This window comes from Rhizobium laguerreae (genome assembly GCF_002008165.1).
GTDB lineage: Bacteria > Pseudomonadota > Alphaproteobacteria > Rhizobiales > Rhizobiaceae > Rhizobium > Rhizobium laguerreae.
Genome location: NZ_MRDM01000011.1, coordinates 73013 through 91312 on the forward strand (window position 1 = coordinate 73013; position 18300 = coordinate 91312).

Annotated in this window: 19 protein-coding genes, 1 tRNA gene and 1 pseudogene; 11 read left to right on the forward strand and 10 right to left on the reverse strand. The window is 60.8% G+C overall.

Annotation, left to right across the window (positions count from 1 at the left end):
- Nucleotides 1–25: 25 nt before the first annotated feature.
- The 3 genes from BS630_RS12905 to BS630_RS12915 are packed head-to-tail and all read right to left on the reverse strand — an operon-like array spanning nt 26 to nt 3053.
- Nucleotides 26–1336 carry an HlyC/CorC family transporter gene (locus BS630_RS12905; protein WP_077977779.1) on the reverse strand — a complete coding sequence of 437 codons (1311 nt, stop codon included), beginning with the start codon at nt 1334–1336 and terminating at the stop codon, nt 26–28.
- A complete protein-coding gene (gene aroB / locus BS630_RS12910) occupies nt 1336–2466 on the reverse strand; it encodes a 3-dehydroquinate synthase (RefSeq protein ID WP_077977780.1) in 1131 nt (376 codons plus the stop codon). The genes BS630_RS12905 and aroB overlap by 1 nt, the downstream gene beginning before the upstream one ends.
- Complete coding sequence (locus BS630_RS12915; RefSeq protein WP_077977781.1) at nt 2463–3053, reverse strand: shikimate kinase; 591 nt, start codon at nt 3051–3053, stop codon at nt 2463–2465. The genes aroB and BS630_RS12915 overlap by 4 nt, the downstream gene beginning before the upstream one ends.
- Before the next feature lie 146 nt (nt 3054–3199).
- On the opposite strand from BS630_RS12915, the gene BS630_RS37335 reads away from it, so the two are divergent.
- The 9 genes from BS630_RS37335 to BS630_RS12955 all read left to right on the forward strand — a co-directional run bounded on the left by BS630_RS37335 (nt 3200) and on the right by BS630_RS12955 (nt 11381).
- On the forward strand, nt 3200–3376 hold the full coding sequence (locus tag BS630_RS37335) for a hypothetical protein (RefSeq protein WP_025396223.1): 177 nt from the start codon (nt 3200–3202) through the stop codon (nt 3374–3376).
- A gap of 5 nt (nt 3377–3381) precedes the next feature.
- On the forward strand, nt 3382–4335 hold the full coding sequence (gene xerD, locus BS630_RS12920; RefSeq protein WP_077977782.1) for a site-specific tyrosine recombinase XerD: 954 nt from the start codon (nt 3382–3384) through the stop codon (nt 4333–4335).
- 62 nt (nt 4336–4397) lie between these two features.
- Nucleotides 4398–5351: an acetyl-CoA carboxylase carboxyltransferase subunit alpha gene (locus BS630_RS12925; RefSeq protein ID WP_077977783.1), complete on the forward strand. Its 954-nt coding sequence runs from the start codon at nt 4398–4400 to the stop codon at nt 5349–5351.
- 196 nt (nt 5352–5547) lie between these two features.
- Complete coding sequence (locus BS630_RS12930) at nt 5548–6774, forward strand: L,D-transpeptidase family protein (protein ID WP_077977784.1); 1227 nt, start codon at nt 5548–5550, stop codon at nt 6772–6774.
- A 5-nt stretch (nt 6775–6779) separates the two neighbouring features.
- Nucleotides 6780–7004 (forward strand): sulfurtransferase TusA family protein, encoded by a 225-nt coding sequence (locus BS630_RS12935; RefSeq protein WP_017989572.1) that lies wholly within the window; start codon nt 6780–6782, stop codon nt 7002–7004.
- A gap of 609 nt (nt 7005–7613) precedes the next feature.
- Nucleotides 7614–8591: a TRAP transporter substrate-binding protein gene (locus tag BS630_RS12940; RefSeq protein ID WP_020051858.1), complete on the forward strand. Its 978-nt coding sequence runs from the start codon at nt 7614–7616 to the stop codon at nt 8589–8591.
- Between the two features lie 143 nt (nt 8592–8734).
- Entirely contained in the window at nt 8735–9313 is a 579-nt protein-coding gene (locus BS630_RS12945; protein WP_025396226.1) for a TRAP transporter small permease, read from the forward strand.
- Between the two features lie 4 nt (nt 9314–9317).
- On the forward strand, nt 9318–10598 hold the full coding sequence (locus BS630_RS12950; protein WP_025396227.1) for a TRAP transporter large permease: 1281 nt from the start codon (nt 9318–9320) through the stop codon (nt 10596–10598).
- A 9-nt stretch (nt 10599–10607) separates the two neighbouring features.
- Nucleotides 10608–11381, forward strand: coding sequence for a FadR/GntR family transcriptional regulator (locus tag BS630_RS12955; protein WP_077977785.1), 774 nt, complete (start codon nt 10608–10610; stop codon nt 11379–11381).
- Between the two features lie 18 nt (nt 11382–11399).
- Here BS630_RS12955 and BS630_RS12960 read toward each other — a convergent pair whose 3' ends face one another.
- Together BS630_RS12960 and BS630_RS12965 are read right to left on the reverse strand one after the other, a co-directional pair.
- Nucleotides 11400–12575, reverse strand: a complete 1176-nt coding sequence (locus tag BS630_RS12960; protein ID WP_077977786.1) for a CobW family GTP-binding protein — start codon at nt 12573–12575, stop codon at nt 11400–11402.
- An 18-nt stretch (nt 12576–12593) separates the two neighbouring features.
- Nucleotides 12594–13727 carry a D-alanyl-D-alanine carboxypeptidase family protein gene (locus BS630_RS12965; RefSeq protein WP_077977787.1) on the reverse strand — a complete coding sequence of 378 codons (1134 nt, stop codon included), beginning with the start codon at nt 13725–13727 and terminating at the stop codon, nt 12594–12596.
- 158 nt (nt 13728–13885) lie between these two features.
- Here BS630_RS12965 and BS630_RS12970 point away from each other — a divergent pair, with 158 nt between their 5' ends.
- A complete protein-coding gene (locus BS630_RS12970) occupies nt 13886–15049 on the forward strand; it encodes a M20 aminoacylase family protein (RefSeq protein ID WP_077977788.1) in 1164 nt (387 codons plus the stop codon).
- Nucleotides 15050–15103: 54 nt separating this feature from the next.
- Nucleotides 15104–15180 (forward strand) — tRNA-Arg (locus BS630_RS12975).
- Between the two features lie 142 nt (nt 15181–15322).
- Here the strand turns inward: BS630_RS12975 and BS630_RS12980 are convergent.
- The 5 genes and pseudogenes from BS630_RS12980 to BS630_RS12995 all read right to left on the reverse strand — a co-directional run bounded on the left by BS630_RS12980 (nt 15323) and on the right by BS630_RS12995 (nt 18244).
- Nucleotides 15323–15796 carry a hypothetical protein gene (locus BS630_RS12980; protein WP_077977789.1) on the reverse strand — a complete coding sequence of 158 codons (474 nt, stop codon included), beginning with the start codon at nt 15794–15796 and terminating at the stop codon, nt 15323–15325.
- Nucleotides 15797–16139: 343 nt separating this feature from the next.
- Nucleotides 16140–16658 carry a DUF2937 family protein gene (locus tag BS630_RS12985; RefSeq protein WP_077977790.1) on the reverse strand — a complete coding sequence of 173 codons (519 nt, stop codon included), beginning with the start codon at nt 16656–16658 and terminating at the stop codon, nt 16140–16142.
- A gap of 139 nt (nt 16659–16797) precedes the next feature.
- Nucleotides 16798–17193, reverse strand: coding sequence for a hypothetical protein (locus BS630_RS37650; RefSeq protein WP_165504248.1), 396 nt, complete (start codon nt 17191–17193; stop codon nt 16798–16800).
- Nucleotides 17180–17470: a BON domain-containing protein gene (locus BS630_RS12990; protein WP_077978070.1), complete on the reverse strand. Its 291-nt coding sequence runs from the start codon at nt 17468–17470 to the stop codon at nt 17180–17182. Before BS630_RS12990 ends, BS630_RS37650 begins: the two co-directional genes overlap by 14 nt.
- Nucleotides 17471–17532: 62 nt before the next feature.
- Nucleotides 17533–18244 (reverse strand): annotated as a pseudogene (locus tag BS630_RS12995) (hypothetical protein).
- Between the last annotated feature and the right edge of the window lie 56 nt (nt 18245–18300).

Below are 18300 nucleotides of genomic sequence, written 5' to 3' on the forward strand. Positions count from 1 at the left end.
TTCGCCGCCTAAAACCCAAGCCGAATCAGGCTGGCTTTGCGCCGTCTTCCCCGGCCGGGCGGATGCGCAGCTTGGTGATGCGGTTCTTCTCGCGCTTCATGACGACGAAACGCTTGCCGTAGAAGGTGAAGGCCTGGCGCTCTTCCGGGATGGTCATCGATTCGTGGATGACGAGGCCGGCGATCGTCGTCGCTTCCTCATCGGGCAGGTTCCAGTCGAGCGCCCGGTTCAGGTCGCGGATCGGCACGCCGCCGTCGACGACGACGGAACCGTCGGCTTCCTGACGCACGCCCTGTATCTCGATATCGTGTTCGTCGGAAATGTCGCCGACGATTTCCTCGAGAATATCCTCCAGCGTGACGATGCCCTGCACCTCGCCATATTCGTCGACGACGACGGCGAAATGCTGCTTGCGCCGCAGGAAGGCGTTGAGCTGGTCCTCGAGGTTGGTGCTGTCGGGCACGAACCACGGCTTCTGCGCGATCTTCACGATATCGAGGTTCTGCGGCTCCATGTTCGGCTCGGCGAGCGCCCGCAGCAGATCCTTGGCGTGGACGACGCCGATGATGTTGTCGATCGTGCCGCGCCACAATGGCATACGCGTGTAGGGACTTTCGAGGATGACGCGCACCACCGCTTCCGGCGCATCGTCGGCATTGATCGCCCGCATCGCGGTGCGGTGGACCATGATGTCGGAGAGTTCGAGCTCGCTGAGATCGAGCACGCCACCGAGGCGGTCACGGTCGGCCTTCACCACCGATCCCTCGCGGTGCAGCAGATCGACGGCGCCACGCAGCTCCTCATGCGCCGTCAGCATCGATGTCTCTCGTGAGAGATTGATGCCGAACAGCGAAAGAATCTGCCGCACGATTGCATTGACGAAGGAGGAAATCGGGCCGACGACTGCGACGAAGAGCTTGGCCGGCAGCGCGATGGCGAGTGCGAAGCGCTCAGGCGCCGAAATCGCCCAGCTCTTCGGCAGCACTTCGGCGAAGATGACCAGGATGACGGTCATCGCCAGCGTCGCCAGCGCCACGCCGGAACTGCCGAACAGCCCGAGGAAGAGGCTGGTGGCGATCGAGGAGGACAGGATATTGGCGAGATTGTTGCCGATGAGCAGCGCGCCGATCAGCCGGTCGCGCCGCTCGATCAACTGCCGGACGAAGCCGGCACGTTCGTCGCCGTTGACCTCGAGCGTATGAATACGGCTGCGCGAAACGGCGGTCAGCGCGGTCTCGGAGCCGGAAAAGAAGGCGGACATGAGCACCAGCGCCGTGATCGAAAGGATCTCCGGCCAATATGTCGAAAGAAATGCCAGAGCGCCTTCGACCGACATCAGGCGTGTTTTTCCTGAAGAAAGCTGATCACTTCGGACGCCGGAACATCGTCGGCGACGAAAGACTGGCCGACGCCGCGCGTCAGGATGAAGGTGAGCTTGCCGCTCTTGACCTTCTTGTCCTGGGCGATCGCGTCCATCAGCGTTTCGGCGGGCGGCAGTTCGCCCGGAATGTCGGACATGCGGGTCGGCAGGCCGACCTCCTTCAGATGCCGCTCGACGCGCCGCGCATCGTCGGGGCTTGCAAGGTTCATCCGTGCGGAGAATTCGTGCGCCAGCACCATGCCGATCGAAACGCCCTCGCCATGCACGAGGCGGGAGCTGTCATAGGCGGTCGCCGCTTCCAGTGCGTGGCCGAAGGTATGGCCGAGATTGAGCAGCGCCCGCTGACCATTCTCACGCTCGTCGGCAACGACGACATCAGCCTTTGCCTGGCAGCTTGCGGCAATCGCCTCGATGCGCGCGGAGCCGCCTGCGAAAACCGCCTTCCAGTTCGCTTCCAGCCAGGCAAAGAAATCCGGCTTGTCGATCAGCCCGTATTTCGCGACCTCGGCGTAACCTGCGCGAAATTCGCGCGCGCTCAACGAATTCAGCACATCCGTATCGGCCAGAACCAAGTCCGGCTGATGGAAGACGCCGATCAGATTCTTGCCGTGGCGGGAATTGATGCCGGTCTTGCCGCCGACGGAGGAATCGACCTGCGACAGCAGCGAGGTCGGTACCTGCACGAAGCGCACGCCGCGGCGGACGATGCCGGCCGCAAATCCCGAAAGATCGCCGATGACGCCGCCGCCCAGCGCGATGACGTAATCGTTACGCTCGACGCGCGCCTCAAGCACCTTGTCGCAGGCCGTGATCAGATGTTCGAAGCTCTTGGTCTTCTCGCCGGCAGGCAGGACGACCGCAGCCGAGGCTATACCCGCTTCATCCAGGCTTGCGACGAGAGCTTTGAGATAGAGCGGCGCGACATTTTCGTCGGTGATAACAGCCGCCTTGCGGCCCTTGAGGCGAGAGGCGATCTCGGCGCCGGCCCGCACGATCAGCCCCGGCCCGATCAGGATGTCGTAGGCGCGCTCGCCGAGCGGCACATGCACCGTTCGGATGGCGGAGGCGGAGGTTATCGCATTCATGACGCTGCACTTTCCTTCTGAGCTTCGATCAAGGCCTTTAAGACTTCGTCGGCCATGATTTCCTTGCGGACGTCGCGCGAAAGCACGGTCAGATCGGCCTGCGCATAGATCGGATAACGCGCATTCATCAGGCCCTCGAGCGTCTGCTTCGGATTTTCGGTCTTGAGCAGCGGCCGCGTGTCGCGTTTGGCGACCCGGTCCCAGAGCACGTCGAGATCGGCCTTCAGCCAGACGGAAAGGCCGCCCTTCTTGATATGCTTGCGCGTTCGGTCGTTGATGAAGGCGCCGCCTCCGGTGGAGACGACACGCTGCCCGCTCTTCAGCAGCCGCTTGATCACCCGCGCTTCCAGCGCCCGGAACTCCTGCTCGCCATAGGCGGCGAAAAGCTCGGCGATCGTCATGCGCGACACCCGCTCGATCTCGAGATCGCTGTCGATGAAGGGAATGGCGAGCTGGCTGGCGACGATGCGCCCGACAGAGGATTTGCCGGCGCCCATCAGGCCGACAAGGATGAGATTGCGTGAACCGAGCGCGGCACGAGCTCTGTCTTTCAAGCTGTCAGCAACGGTCAGCAGTTGTTCACTCATCGGTCCATTCACACTTTGTTTGCAAACGGTATCGACAAATGCAGGTGGAGCGTCAAGTCGCAGGCAAGGGAATCATGGCTTGAATACCGCTTCTTGCACTTGCAGATAGGCTTCTTATAACAGAAGCAGCATGAAGGAGTTACCTGATGCCGACCCTGTTCCGCTTCCTGTTCGTCTGCGCGATCCTCGCCGGGGCGGTCTACGGAGCGATGCTGGCGCTTGTGACCTTCGTGGAGCCCGAGCCGCGCGACGTGACGATCCGCATCCCGTCCGAGCGGGTCAATCCGCCCGCCACGGGCGCAATCGACACGACCAGGAAGTGACCGGCATGGTGGATCTCGGCCGCGTCCATGTGGAATCCTTCCTGGAGATGATGAGCGCCGAGCGGGGTGCTGCCGCCAATACGCTGCAATCCTATGAACGCGATCTCGACGACATCAGAACCTTCCTGAAGGAGCGCAGCATCCGGCTCACCGAAGCCGCCTCCGCCGATCTCGCCGCCTATCTCTCCTCGCTCGCCCGAAAGGGCTTCAAACCCTCGTCCCAGGCGCGCCGGCTTGCCGCCATGCGGCAATTCTACAAATTCCTCTACGCCGAGGGACTGAGGACCGACGACCCCACCGGCATACTCGATGCGCCGAAGAAGGGCCGTCCGCTGCCGAAGACGATGGGCGTCGAAGAGGTCGGCAGGCTGCTTTCGCAGGCCGAGGCCGAGGCGGAGGATGCAAGCCCGGGCCAGCTGCAGCGCCTGCGCATGCTGGCACTGCTGGAATTGCTCTATGCCACCGGAATGCGGGTCAGCGAACTCGTCTCGCTTCCAGCCCGCGTGCTCGATCAGGAAGGCCGTTTCCTGATGATCCGCGGCAAGGGCAACAAGGAGCGGCTGGTGCCGCTGTCGCAATCGGCGATATCAGCCCTGAAATCCTACGGGCGCCTGCTGGCGGTGGAAAATGCAGCGGCGAAGGAGCCGCAGGAAAGCCCCTGGCTGTTTCCCTCCGTCTCGAAGGAAGGATACCTGCCGCGCCAGGTTTTTGCCCGCGACCTCAAGAACCTGGCGATCCGCGCCGGCCTGACGCCGTCGCTGATCTCGCCGCATGTCATGCGCCACGCCTTTGCCAGCCACCTGCTGGCCAACGGCGCCGATCTGCGCGTCGTACAGGAACTCCTCGGCCATTCGGACATTTCGACCACACAGATCTACACACATGTCCTCGAAGAGAGGCTGCAGCAGCTTGTCCAGACGCATCACCCCCTTGCCAAACAGGCGAAAAAGCACGAATAGGACCGGCGACAAGGGGCGGAGCCAGGAAAACGCCCCGGGCACAAGGAACGGAAACGCACCTCATGCACAATTATCTCGACTTCGAAAAGCCGATCTCCGACCTCGAAGGCAAGATCATCGAGCTGAAGAAGCTCGCAACGGAAGACGAGAGCATCGACACCACCGATGAGATCGGCAGGCTGGAGGTTCGCGTCCGCGACGCGATCGTCGAAATCTATTCCAAGCTCAATCCCTGGCAGAAGACGCAGGTCGCCCGCCATCCGCAGCGCCCGCATTTTGTCGATTACGCCAAGACGCTGTTCCAGGAATTCACGCCGCTTGCCGGCGACCGCAAATTTTCCGAGGATGCCGCGATCCAGGCGGGCCTTGCCCGTTTCCGTGGCCAGCCCGTCGCCGTCATCGGCCAGGAAAAGGGCAATGATACCAAGAGTCGCCTGAAGCACAATTTCGGCAGCCCCCGCCCGGAAGGCTACCGCAAGGCGATCCGCATTCTTGAAATGGCCGATCGTTTCGGCCTGCCGGTGATTTCGCTGGTGGATACGGCAGGCGCCTATCCCGGCGTCGGCGCCGAAGAGCGCGGCCAGGCCGAGGCGATCGCCCGCTCGACGGAAATGTGTCTCGGCGTCAAAGTTCCCCTGGTTTCCGTCGTCATCGGCGAAGGCGGCTCGGGCGGCGCCATCGCCATCGCCACCGGCAACAAGGTCTACATGCTCGAGCATTCGATCTATAGCGTCATCTCGCCGGAAGGTGCTGCCTCCATCCTCTGGCGCGATTCCACCCGCGCCCGGGAAGCGGCGACCAACATGAAGATCACCGCCGAGGACCTGAAATCGCTCGGCGTCATCGACGGCATCATTTCCGAGCCGCTCGGCGGCGCGCATCGCGATCCGGACAGCGTGATTGCCGCAACCGGTGACGTGATCGCCAGCGCTCTGGCCGAAATGGCACCCCGCTCGGGCGAGCAGCTACGCAACGACCGCCGCCAGAAATTCCTCGCCATGGGCCGCAATCTCTAACGGACATTCAGCTCTTTGCCGATTGGGGCCAAATCTTGGCCACATTGATGTTATCTGTAGCATTCGCGCTTGCGGGGATGTTCCAGGCACGTCATAGGCTGGTAAGGACTTGTAAAGTATAAACCGTCTATGATTCCGTTTGATGCCCGGACTCCATGGGCGGACCGGGTCGCATTATCTTTATGGGCTAGTTGGGATGCGCATACGTCATTTTGCCTATATTTCCCTCATGGCGCTGGCTCTGTCCGGCTGCAATGATGCGTTGGAAACCGCGCAGGTCGACCTTTCCAAGGTCAAGAACAAGGTCGAGCAGCCGCTTCCCAGCCATATCCTCGCGCAGATGTCCGCCAAGGGCATGGACCGCAATTCGCCGATCATGATCCGCATCTTCAAGGAAGAAGGTGCCATGGAGATCTGGAAGGCGAAGACCGACAACCGTTTCGACAAGATCGCCGATTACAAGATCTGCGCCTGGTCCGGCCGTCTCGGTCCGAAGGTGAAGACCGGCGACCGGCAGGCGCCGGAAGGTTTCTACGACCTGACGCGCGCCAATCTGAACCCCAATTCCAAATATTATCTGGCGATCAACACCGGCTTCCCGAATCGTTACGACTCGGTGAACGGCCGCACCGGCTCCGATCTGATGATCCACGGCGCCTGCTCGTCTTCCGGCTGCTATTCGATGACCGACCAGCAGGTGCTGGAGATCTACGCTTTTGCCCGCGACGCCTTCAAGGGCGGCCAGTCGACCGTGCAGCTGCAGGCTTTCCCCTTCCGCATGACGGCGGAAAACATGGTCAAGCACCGCCTCGACAGCAATTACGACTTCTGGAAGATGCTGAAGGTCGGCTACGACAATTTCGAAGTGACGAAGCGCCCGCCTGTGGTGAATGTCTGCGAGAAGAAATACGTCTTCAATCAGCAGGCAACCGACGGCGGCGCCTTCAATGCCGCCGGCAAATGCCCTGCTATGTCGACGCCGCCGGCACTGACGGCCGCCCTCGCCTCCTACGGCAAGACCTACGATGCCGATTATGCCAAGGCGATGAGCAAATTTGACGGCATGGCCTGGTACGATCCCACGGAAGCCGAGCGCAAGGCCGTGGTCGCCAAGCTGCGCAAGGGCCGTGAACTGGCTTACGCTCCGACCGGCACCTCGCTGGAAGCCGGTCGCATGGTCAAGGTCGCCGAACTTGAAGACCTGATGGCCAAGCGCACCGCGCAGGGCCTCGCCGCCAAAACCGCGCCGGGCGCCACGCCTGCAGCCCCTGCCCAGCCTCAGGCAACAGCCGTCGCTGCCGCGACACCCGCGGTCGTGCCGGTGCCGATGCAGAATCCGCTGGCCTTTACCGCGCCCGAACCGCAGGAAACGGCAGACGCCACGGCAAAGAAGCCGTTCTGGAAATTCTGGGCGAGGAACTGAACGGCTTGAACCCCGTTCTCTACGATCTTCGTGGCCTGAAATGCCCACTCCCCGTGATCAAGACACGCAAGAAGCTCGCCGCCATGGCGAGCGGCACGCTCATTCGCGTCGACACCACCGATCCGCTCGCCGTGATCGACATGCCGCACTTCTGCAATGAGGACGGCCACGAACTGGTCGAGACGGAAAAGACCGAAAGCGGCCACCGCTTCCTGATCCGCAAGCGCTGAAGCGCGTCTCCCAAACCAGTAGCAGATCTAAAAGAGCCACGCAGTAGGTATCTGACCCATGCTCTTTACGGCGCATATCATGCCGAAGCATGGGACCAGCAAACCGTCGGGCAAAACCAGCGTAATTGAACGAGCCTGGCGGTTCGTACGATAGGCTTCACCGTCAGCTGCGTCCGCGCCTCCCACCTTGCCTGCTCGCGCTTTCACAGCTGTCGATAGGAGCGCAAGCAACGGCGAAAATTCATCATACAACTACACAGCTTTTGTATGTTGACATTATACTTTACAGGTTCTAGCCATAGTGAGCCGATCGGAGGAACGGCGAGAATAGAGGAGGCTATCGATCCAAGTCTTCTGTTTCCACGAGAAGAGCGACAGTGCGCGCGTGCGGAGGTAAGCAACTGCTCCATCGGACCCGATGGCACGTTGAGCCATGTTGCTATGTCTCGATGAGCATCTTCCAACGCGCGCAACCTTTCGGGCCGGACCATCAGTGCCCGATTGTGGAAATATCGCTGGAAGGCGAAGCGCACAGAGGACCTTCCTCTAAGTCGCAAAGCCGGGATACTGACTCTGAGAATTAATCGTCATGCAAAACGGGAGGAGAGCATGAAAAACTTTGTTAAATTGGCGGCCGGTCTTATGGTTGCCGCTTCATTCATGAGCGGCGCGGCCAGCGCTCAAACGGTGCTGAAATCGTCGGATACTCATCCGGACGGCTATCCGACAGTCGAGGGCGTCAAATATTTCGGTGAGCTGTTGAAGGAGCGCACGCAGGGCCGCTATTCCCTCGAAGTCTATCATTCCGCCCAACTTGGCGAGGAGAAAGACACGATCGAACAGGTGCGCTCCGGCGTCATCGAGCTGAATCGTGTGTCAATGGCGCCTTTTAACGGCACTGTGAAGGAATCGGTCGTTCCGGCTCTGCCCTATATCTTCCGCTCGGAAGATCACATGCACAAGGTCATGGACGGCGCCATCGGCGACCAGATCAAGAAGGCGTTCGAACCGGCCGGTCTCGTGGTGCTTGCCTTCTACGATGCCGGCGCGCGCTCGTTTTACAATAAAACGAAGCCGATCAATTCGGTTGCCGACATGAAAGGTCTGAAGTTCCGCGTTATCCAGTCCGACATCTTCGTCGACATGGTGGCGGCACTCGGCGCCAACGCCACGCCGATGCCCTATGGAGAGGTCTATTCGGCAATCGAAACGGGCGTCATCGACGGCGCGGAAAACAACTTTCCGAGCTACGACACCGCCAAGCACGCCGAAGTGGCGAAGAACTACTCGCTCGACGAGCATACGATCCTGCCGGAAGTGTTCGTCATGAACAAGGCGGCGTTCGACAAACTGACGCCGGAGGATCAGGCGGTCTTCAAACAGGCAGCCAAGGACAGCGTCGCCAAGCAGCGCGAGCTGTGGTCAGCCAAGGCCGCTGAATCGCGCGCCAATGTCGAAAAGCTCGGCGCTCAGATCACCATGCCGGACAAACAGGGGTTCATCGACGCCATGGCCCCGGTTTATGAAAAGCACGTGAAAGACGACGTGCTGAAGAAGATGGTCGAGGATGTAAAGGCTGTGCAGTAGCCTAGCCTGCCTTCTTTGTCGCGGAAAGCGGCGTCGGTTATCGGGGTGGAAAGTTATCTCCACCCCGGTTCACCGTTTCATGCACATCTTTCTCCTCTCCTCCCGACAAGGGAGAGTGAGCGCCCAAATTCGACGAGGTCCCTATGTCGAACAACCTGACACCCGTCGTCAATTCTCTGACACGCCTGAGCAACGCCGCCCTATGGCTCGCGGGCACCGGCTTGGTGCTGATGACGGTCTTTGTCGCCTGGCAGGTATTTTGCCGCTATGTGCTGAACGACTCGCCAAGTTGGACGGAGCCGGGCTCGGTCATGCTGATGAGCTGGTTCATCTTCCTCGGCGCCGCCGTCGGCATCCGGGAGAATAATCATCTTGGTTTCGACGTGCTGCTTTATGTGCTGCCGAAATCCGGCAAACGCGTCCTGCGCATGATCTCGGACGTCGTCATTCTCGCCTTCGGGGCCGGCATGGTCTGGTACGGCGGCGCTCTCATGAGCCTGACCTGGAACACAACCTTGCCTTCGCTGGGTATCTCAGGCGCGTTCGACTATCTGCCGCTCGCAGGCGGCGGCGTGCTTGCCGTCATCTTCTCGCTGGAGCGCATCGTGCTCCGCCTCGCCGGCGAACCGATTGACGATGCGCTGGATGAAATTCTGCCGGCGGAAATCGCCGTCGAGATCGAAAACATCAATGCCGATCCGAACGTCAAATTGAAGGTGTAGCGCGATGGAACTCTGGATCCTGTTCGGTGTTTTCACCACCTTGATGCTGATAGGCACGCCGATTGCCTTCTGCCTCGGCGTCTCCAGCTTCGCCACGGTGCTCTACATGGGCCTGCCGCCGCTGGTTATCTTCCAGCGGCTGAATTCCGGCATGAGCGTATTTTCGCTCCTCGCCATCCCCTTCTTCATCTACGCCGGCGACCTGATGGTGCGCGGCGGCATCGCCAGCCGCATCGTCGCCTTCGCCGCATCACTGGTCGGCCACGTGCGCGGCGGCCTCGGCCAGGTCAACATCGTCACCGCCACACTGTTCGGCGGCATCTCCGGTTCGGCAGTGGCAGAAGCCGCAGCCGTCGGCGGCCTGATGATCCCGCAGATGAAGCAGCGCGGCTATGGCGCCGATTATGCGGTGAACGTCACCTCAATGGCAGCGCTGATCGCGCTGCTCCTGCCGCCCTCCCACAACATGATCATCTATTCGATCTCCGCCGGCGGCAAGATCTCCATCGCCGACCTGTTCACCGCCGGCGTGTTGCCCGGAATATTGCTTGCGGTCGCGCTCATGGTGACCGCTTACATCGTTGCGCGCTCGCGCGGCTATCCGACAGAACCCTTTCCGGGCTTTGTCATGGTGGCTCATTTGCTCGCGGTCGCACTCCCCGGGCTGCTGCTGATCGCCATCATCTTTGGCGGGGTGAGGTCCGGCATCTTCACTGCGACGGAAAGCTCTTGCATCGCGGTGCTCTACGCGCTGCTGATAACGCTCCTGGTCTACCGGCAGATGAGCTGGAGAGACTTCGTTCACGCCACGCAGGGCGCCGTGCGCACGACGGCAATGGTGCTTTTGATTATCGGCACAGCCGCCGCCTTCTCCTGGTTGATGGCCTTCCTCAAGGTGCCGGCCTCGCTGGTGATCTGGATGAAGAGCGTCGCCGACGACCCGCTGACGGTGCTGCTCCTGCTCAATGTCCTCATGCTTGTGCTCGGCACTTTTATGGACATGGGGCCGACCATCATCATCTGCACGCCGATCTTTCTGCCGGTTGCACAGGCTTACGGCGTCGACCCGGTGCACTTCGGCGTGATCATGATCCTGAATTTCGGCATAGGGCTGAACACGCCTCCAGTCGGCGCGGTGCAATTCGTGGCTTGTGCAGTCGGCAAGATCTCTGTCTGGGAGGCCATGCGCTCGATCTGGCCGTTCTACGGTGCGGGCATCGTGGTGCTCGGGCTGGTCACCTACATCCCGGCGATTTCGCTGTGGCTGCCGGGCGTGTTCAAATAGGAGTGCGAGATGGCGACCGACACAGCCGTAGATTTCAGGGTTGAGCGCAGGCCGAAACTCGCCGAAGGCGTCGTTTCGGCCATCCGCGCTCAGGTCGTGTCCGGAGTATACGCGCCCGGCCAAAAGCTGCCGACCGAGACCCGGATGGGCGAACTCTTCGGCGTCAGCCGCACGGTTGTCCGTGAGGCGGTTGCAACGCTTGCCGCCGACGGCCTCGTCGAGGCGCGGCAAGGCGCCGGCGTCTTCGTCAAAAACCATCCGACGATTGCCTTCGGTTCGATCAGCGCCGATGTCGGCAACAAGGTTTCCCATGCACTCAACATCATCGAGGTGCGCATGGGGCTGGAAATCGAGAGCGCGGGGCTTGCGGCGCTACGGCGCAATGCGGCTCAGGAAGCGCAGATTCAGGAAGCATTCTTCGAATTCGACCGGCTGCTCGAGCGCGGCGAAGCAACCGGCAAGAGCGACTTCGCTTTCCACCGAGAAATCGCGGCTGCCACCAATAATTCATATTATGTCGAAGTTCTCGATGCGCTTGGTATGCGGGCCATCCCCTGCGACGTCGCCTCGCCCTGGGGTACGGACAGCACGCTGTCGCGTGACTATCAGGAAGGCCTGCAGCGCGAGCATCTGGCGATTTTGAAGGCGATATCCGCCGGGGACGCGGAAGCCGCCCGCGCCACCATGCGCGCCCATCTGGCGGCAAGTCAGGAGCGCTATCGCACCCTTCTCAGCGGCCAGCAGGCCAAGTGGATGTCAAGCATTCTTAAACGCAAGACCTGAAGAAGATCGCGCAGTGGTTTAAATCCGCATGCCGGGGATGGCGAGCGGATTGTCCGACAGCGCCGCACGATCGGGCATATCGATGCGCGGCTTGCCGAGGAAGGCGTCGAAGAGATCCTTCACGAAGGCTTCCGGCAGATCCCGGGTAATCAGCACCATGCGCGTCCGCCGGTCTTCCCCCGGCCAGGCGGGAAGCCGCACCGGCGGATGAAAGATGCTCTGCACCCCATGCAGCACCAGCGGCCGATCCGGCCGGTCGGAAAGAGAAACGATTGCCTTCATCCTCAACAACTTCTCGCCATGGGCCGAACGCAGCAGATCGATGAACATCTCGAGTGCCATCGGATCGATCGGCTTCTCCTCGATGATCGAGAAGGAACGGATCGAGGCATCGTGACGATTGACGTCGTGCGGATCCTGATCCGCATGACCATGATGATCATGATGGTGGTGACCATGGCGATCGCCATCAGGATGGTGATGTCCATCACGACCGTGGTCGTGATTGTGATGCGCCTCGTGGGTATCCTCGTCCTGCAGCCAGCGGCCGACATCGGCGATCTTCGTTGCCGGATCGTAGAGCCCGTTGACCAGCACTGCGGCACTACCCGCCTCGGCGCTGTCGGCATCCATCATCACAGCGCGCGGATTGAGCGCCCGCAGCTGCTTTTCCAGCCCCTCCATTGCCTCGACCATCGTCTTTTTCGAGACGATCAGCCGGTCGGCGACCGCCGCCTGCTTGCGCGCTTCCTCGTGATTGTCGAGCGTCTGCAGCCCATTCACCGCGTCCACGACGGTGACGACGCCATCGAGCTCGAAATTCGTGGCAATGACGGGATTGCCCATGATCGCCTGCATGACCGGCGCGGGATCGGCAAGGCCCGTCGTCTCGATGACGACGCGCTTCACCGGCTTGACGCGGCCCGTCTGCACGGCGTCCATCAGGTTCGCCAGCGTATCGACAAGCTCGCCGCGCACGGTGCAGCAGAGGCAGCCATCGGACAGCTCGATGATCGAATCGCCGGAACTTTCGACCAGAAGATGATCGATGCCGACATCGCCGAACTCGTTGATGATGACGGCCGCATCCTTCATGACAGGATCTTTGAGGATGCGGTTGAGCAGCGTCGATTTGCCGGCGCCGAGAAAGCCGGTCAGGATGGTGACCGGAATCCTGTCGTTGAGCGCGCTCATGTCATCTACCTTAAAAGCTTAAAAGGATGTCGGGCGCGGCATCGGCACCGGCACGTTGGCGATCGCGCCCGCGGTATCGCCGCGCGCCATTTTTTCCGGCTGCGCGGCCGGCTGCGGATCCTGGCCGGGAATAAGGCCGGCAAAGACGAATTGCGGATCGTGGTCCATCGGCTGGATATAGGGTGACTGCACCTTCATGCGGCCGACTTCGTCGCGCGTTTCGCTGCGCACCTTGGCGCCCTTGGCGCTGCAGATATCGGCGCTGATGTCGGTCACCTGGTCCTGCCCCGACCCATAGGGTCTCAGCGAACCCAGCGTGTCGTTGCTGGCAGGCTGCGTGGTGAAGCCCTTCTGCAAAAGGTTCGCCGTCGCATCGGCGCGGGCTGCAAGGCTGTCGGTGCCGAGCACGACGGAGACCAGCGTGCGGCCGTTGCGCGTCGCCGAACCGATCTGGTTGAAGCCCGAAGCGCAGATGAAGCCGGTCTTCATGCCGTCGGCGCCGGCGAAACGGCCGATCAGCATGTTGAGGCTCGGCACGTTCTGCTGGCCGTTGGTGAAACCTTCCAGCGAGAAATAACCGGCATATTGCGGAAAATCGCGGCGCAACGCCACTGTCAGCACCGCAAGGTCCCGCGCCGTCGTATACTGGCCCTTGCCGGGCAAGCCGTTCGGATTGACGAAGTGCGAATCCGTCATGCCGAGCTTCAGCGCCTCGCCGTTCATCCGCGTCACGAAGCCTTCCTGCGTGCCGCCGATGGCTTCGGCGACCGCGACCGCCACATCGTTGGCCGACTTCACCAGCAGGATCTTCAATGCGCTGTCGAGCGTCAGCTTCTGGCCCGGCTTGAAATACATCTTGGCGGCCGGCTGCGCGGCGGCGCGTTTGCTGATGACGACGGGCGTATCGAGGCTGATCTGACCGGCGCGGATTGCGTCGAACACGGTATAGACGGTCATCAGCTTGGTGAGCGAGGCCGGATACCATTTGCGGAAGGCTTCTTCATGCTCGAGCACGCGGCCGGTCTGCACATCGACGAGAATATGCGGATTGGCCTGGGCGAGCGGAACCGAGGCCAGGAAAACGGCAGTCGCCGCTGACACGAAAGAAAACGGCCGCAAGGCAGCAAACAAACGGAAGTGGCTCGTCGACACGGTTCGTCCTTCAGATATCAGGAAAATCTCGAAATCTTCCCCTATTTAGCCTATATGGCTATGACATGGCAAAGGTCATTGACTAAGTAATTTCCATGAGCCTCACACCCTTGTGATGCGATGAAAAATTGTCGAGATTTCATAACAGGAACGCCGATATGCCGATTTTGAACAGAGCCGCGGAGTTGCAGGACGAGGTCGCCGAATGGCGCCGCCATATCCATGCCCGGCCAGAACTCCTCTTCGCGGTGGAAAATACGGCTGCCTTCGTCGCCGAAAAACTCAAGGAATTCGGTGTCGACGAGATCGTCACCGGCATCGGCCGCACCGGTGTCGTCGGCCTGATCAAGGGCAAGGGCGAAGGCCGCCGCACGGTCGGCCTGCGCGCCGACATGGACGCCCTGCCGCTCACCGAAATCACCGGCAAGCCCTGGGCTTCGAAGACGCCGGGCAAGATGCATGCCTGTGGCCATGACGGCCACACCGCCATGCTGCTCGGTGCTGCGAAATACCTGGCCGAGACCCGCAACTTCAACGGCAATGTCGCCGTCATCTTCCAGCCGGCCGAAGAAGGCGGCGGCGGCGGCAATCTGATGGTCAAGGACGGCATGATGGAGCGCTTCGATATCGAAGAGGTCTACGGCATGCACAATCTGCCGGGCCTGCCGGTCGGCCAGTTCGCCACCCGCAAGGGCGCGATCATGGCGGCGACCGATGAATTCACCGTCACCATCAAGGGCCGCGGCGGCCACGCCGCCCAGCCGCATAAGACCATCGACCCGATCGCCATCGGCGCCCAGATCATCGCCAATCTGCAGATGATCGCCTCGCGCACCGCCGATCCGTTGCGCTCGGTCGTCGTCTCGGTGACCAAGTTCAATGCCGGTTTCGCCCATAACGTCATTCCGAACGATGCGACCTTCGCCGGTACGGTCCGCACCCTCGACCCCGAGGTGCGCACGCTCGCCGAGACGCGGTTCCGGCAGATCATCGAGGGCCTGGTTGCGGCCCACGGCGCCGAGGCCGAAATCAGCTTCCATCGCAACTATCCCGTCACCGTCAACCACCCCGACGAGACCGAACATGCGGTCGCCACCGCCAGCGCCATTGCCGGCGAGGCCAACGTCAACGCTGAGATCGATCCGATGATGGGCGGCGAGGATTTCTCCTACATGCTGAACGCCCGCCCCGGCGCCTTCATCTTCATCGGCAACGGCGATAGCGCTGGTCTCCACAATCCCGCCTATGACTTCAACGACGAAGCCATCGCCCACGGCATCTCCTATTGGGTCCGCCTTGCCGAACAACGCCTCGGTCTCTAGCTACAATTAAGGCTTGGCTTCCCGCCAAGCCTTTTGTATGCATGGCACTCAAGTGGTCCCGTAGCTCAGCAGGATAGAGCACCAGATTCCTAATCTGGGGGTCGCGCGTTCGAATCGCGCCGGGATCACCATTATTTTAATGGTTTAGACATCCGGTTGGTCGTCTATATGTCGCAGACATGTTGGAGCTGGGCCTGTGCGTTTGCTGGCGATTCCCTGCGCTCATGGCGAATACACACAACATTCCCGCTTTCCCTCATCGATTCTCTATATTTACGGCTTCAGCTTTAATTTGATGGCGTTATTTAAGAGAATAAAGTCTGCTGGCGGCACGTCAGCGGTAATCACATCTAGCCAATTCGAACAAAGTTTATCGATCCTCAGGGCCACCGCCTTGATCTTTCCGAAATCAAGCTTCCACTCATAGGGGTGCCGCGGTTTCAGCCAATTGAAAACGCTATCGCTCTGAGGTTTATTAATCGGATCATCGCCTGTGCCCGACCATGAGCCGTGGATGATCCTGTCCCGCATTTGCTGACAATCTCGAGCCTCTTTGAGGAGCGCAATAAACCTGCCTCGATGTGGCTCGATCATTTTCGCTTCAACGCCCGTCTGAACAACATTCAACCTGGTTTGCATCGAGCGCACTTGCTCGAACCTGTCTCTCGTCTCCGGCTCGTCGTCGAAAATGGCCGTCGCGGTCGTGTGAAGGTTTGTTTCAAAGAAGCTCCAAGACACGGCTACCATGCCAATCGCCCAAAGCTGCCGATCTGAGGGCGCAGGAACAGAACCGAATTCCTTTCGAGATAGTAACATTCTGTTGCTCCCTAGCGCTTCAATCATGGGATAGGTGACCACGAGGAAATACGAGTCGCTAGACACACTCCGCTGGACTCACATCTCGCTCCACAGAAAACGACGATCAGCTTGAGCTTGGGGAGTGGCGATAACATGGTTGAGACGCGGCTCAGCAATGGCGAATGAAGCCACGTTCAGCAAGACAGTTGATCAAGGAGCCTTGGAAAGCCGGGGATCGCGACTTGACCTCGAGGGCTGCCGTACCCATCCCCGCGTCAAGCGTTCACTCGGCTTACGGCACCTGACGATGAACCCGCCGCGTCCTCACCGCTCGCCGCGCACCCAATCCCAGCAGCGCCGCCACAATCCATCCGCCGAAAAAGCCAATCGCGCCCCAGACGAGACCGGCAAAGCTGACCGGCACGCCGGGCACGAAGTCGCGCCAGGTATTGGCGAAAACGACGTCATCGGCATTCCGCAGCAGGACGAAAGGCTTGGCGACGGGGGCGGCGGTGCCGAGATGGAGCTGCTGCGACAGCAGCGTTTCGTAACGCGAGATCGTGCTCTGCATCGAGACGCCGCGGTCGCGCAGGAAATCGTCGGATGATTGTGAATAAGCATTCAGCGCCTGCTGGAGATCAAGATGGTGCTCGGCGGCTTGGCGGTTGAAATCCTCGACGATGACGCGCAATTCGTCGATCGCGCCGCCGATCCGCTGGCGGTATTGCTGCGCGAATTCCGGCGCCTGCGAAAACACCGTGCCGCCGGCGAGCCCGGCCACAATGGCGATGATTCTTGCAATCAGTCCCATGATCCCATCAATCCCATTGGTGCCTCCGGCTATCCCCCTGCGCTAACGATCCGCGGCCGTAAAGGTTTCTGCCTTCGACACAATCGGTAACCCTATGTGATTTAACCGGAAAAGATCCGCCGCCACGATCACACGATCATCAAGGAAACCCGGATCTGCCGATAAGGCAATCGATACAGGAAAAGCCCCGCCGATCCTCCCCGGCCGGGCCTTTCTTTCTGATTTCGCCGATGAGGAACTTCGCCATATCAGCCGCGTTTATCGCAAAACAGGAGTATTCATCATGCGTATCAAGATGACTCTTTTGACAATCGCCTATGTCGCCGTCAGTGTCCTGCTGCTCGCCATCGCCTACCAGCCGCAGGGGTCGGGCGCCGCGCAGAAAACGGATCGTCTGGCCGGCTCGTCCTTCCTCGTCGAACGCTTCGCCGGTTGATCGGCTAAGCGCCGGCTGATAGGCGACGATGTGGAAATAGTCCTCGTCCTGCAGGGTCTGGCCCTGGGAGCGGCCAGCCATCTCGTTAATGCGTGCCATCGAGCGACGATCCGCCAAGCAGAACCCGGTTCTGCACCGCATGCACACCCTCGACCGCCTTGGCAACAGCAGTTGCCCGTTCGATTTCGCCGACCGTGCCGACGGTGCCGCTCAACACGATCTGGTCGTTCTCCATCGTTACCTCGACATCCGACGCATCGATGCCGCCGGCGATCGCCAGCGCATTGGCAACGGCCGCCTCGACCGCTGCACGATTGGCGATCTCTATTTCCATCTCGGGTTCGAGCCCGTGAAATGTCTGCTCCTTGAAAACCATGATCCGTTCCTCCGTGAAAACCTCGTAGGAAACGCTGATCGGCGGAGTTTGGTTCAGCACCGCTACCACTGCACGCGATAGCGGAGATTGACGCTGCCCGCCTCACCTCCTGAAAATGGATTGCTGACCGAAGCATCGAGATTGAGGTTCGGCAGAATGGCCTGGCTGACCCCAACCGTGCTCGAGAAGTCGCCGCTCGCATTGCTGACGCCTGTCCCTGCCGAAAGCGCGGTTCCCGTCCAGGGATGGATCAGCTTCAGCGCCTGCGTTGCCGTTACCGAAGCCTGCCGGGCCTCGACCGCGTCATATTGCACGCTGATGGATCGGCTCGATTGCATGTCGAGCGAATCGGACAGGATCCAGCTGCGCGAGCGGCTGAGGGTTAGCGCGCCGCTGCCGCGCAGCGTATCGACGCTGACGCTGGCACCCCGCTCTGACCGGCCTGCCGGGGTAACGCTCGTCCTGGTGATCCTGCCCCAAAGCATTGCCTGTTCGGAATCGGGCAGCAGCGCTCCGCCTTTGGTCGAGGCCAGCGCGATGTCGGCGCCAGCGCTCGTTTCCCATTCCGCCGGCAGGCGAAAACCCACCGTCGCCTTGTAGGACCGGTCCGAAAGCTTGGCTGGCGACCAGATCAGCAGGTCGTCCGCCTTCGCTGCGGCTGTGAGCGAGGGTAGGATGGCGAAAAAGATGCATACTAATTTGAATGTCGTCATGAAGTTCAGAACGTTTTGACCTGTCACAGGGCTGCGGCGCGGAGTGGACGCAGCAGCGCATATGAAAGCGTTCGCGACGAACGCAATGAGGGATCACGGCCAAGCCGTCCATCCCGA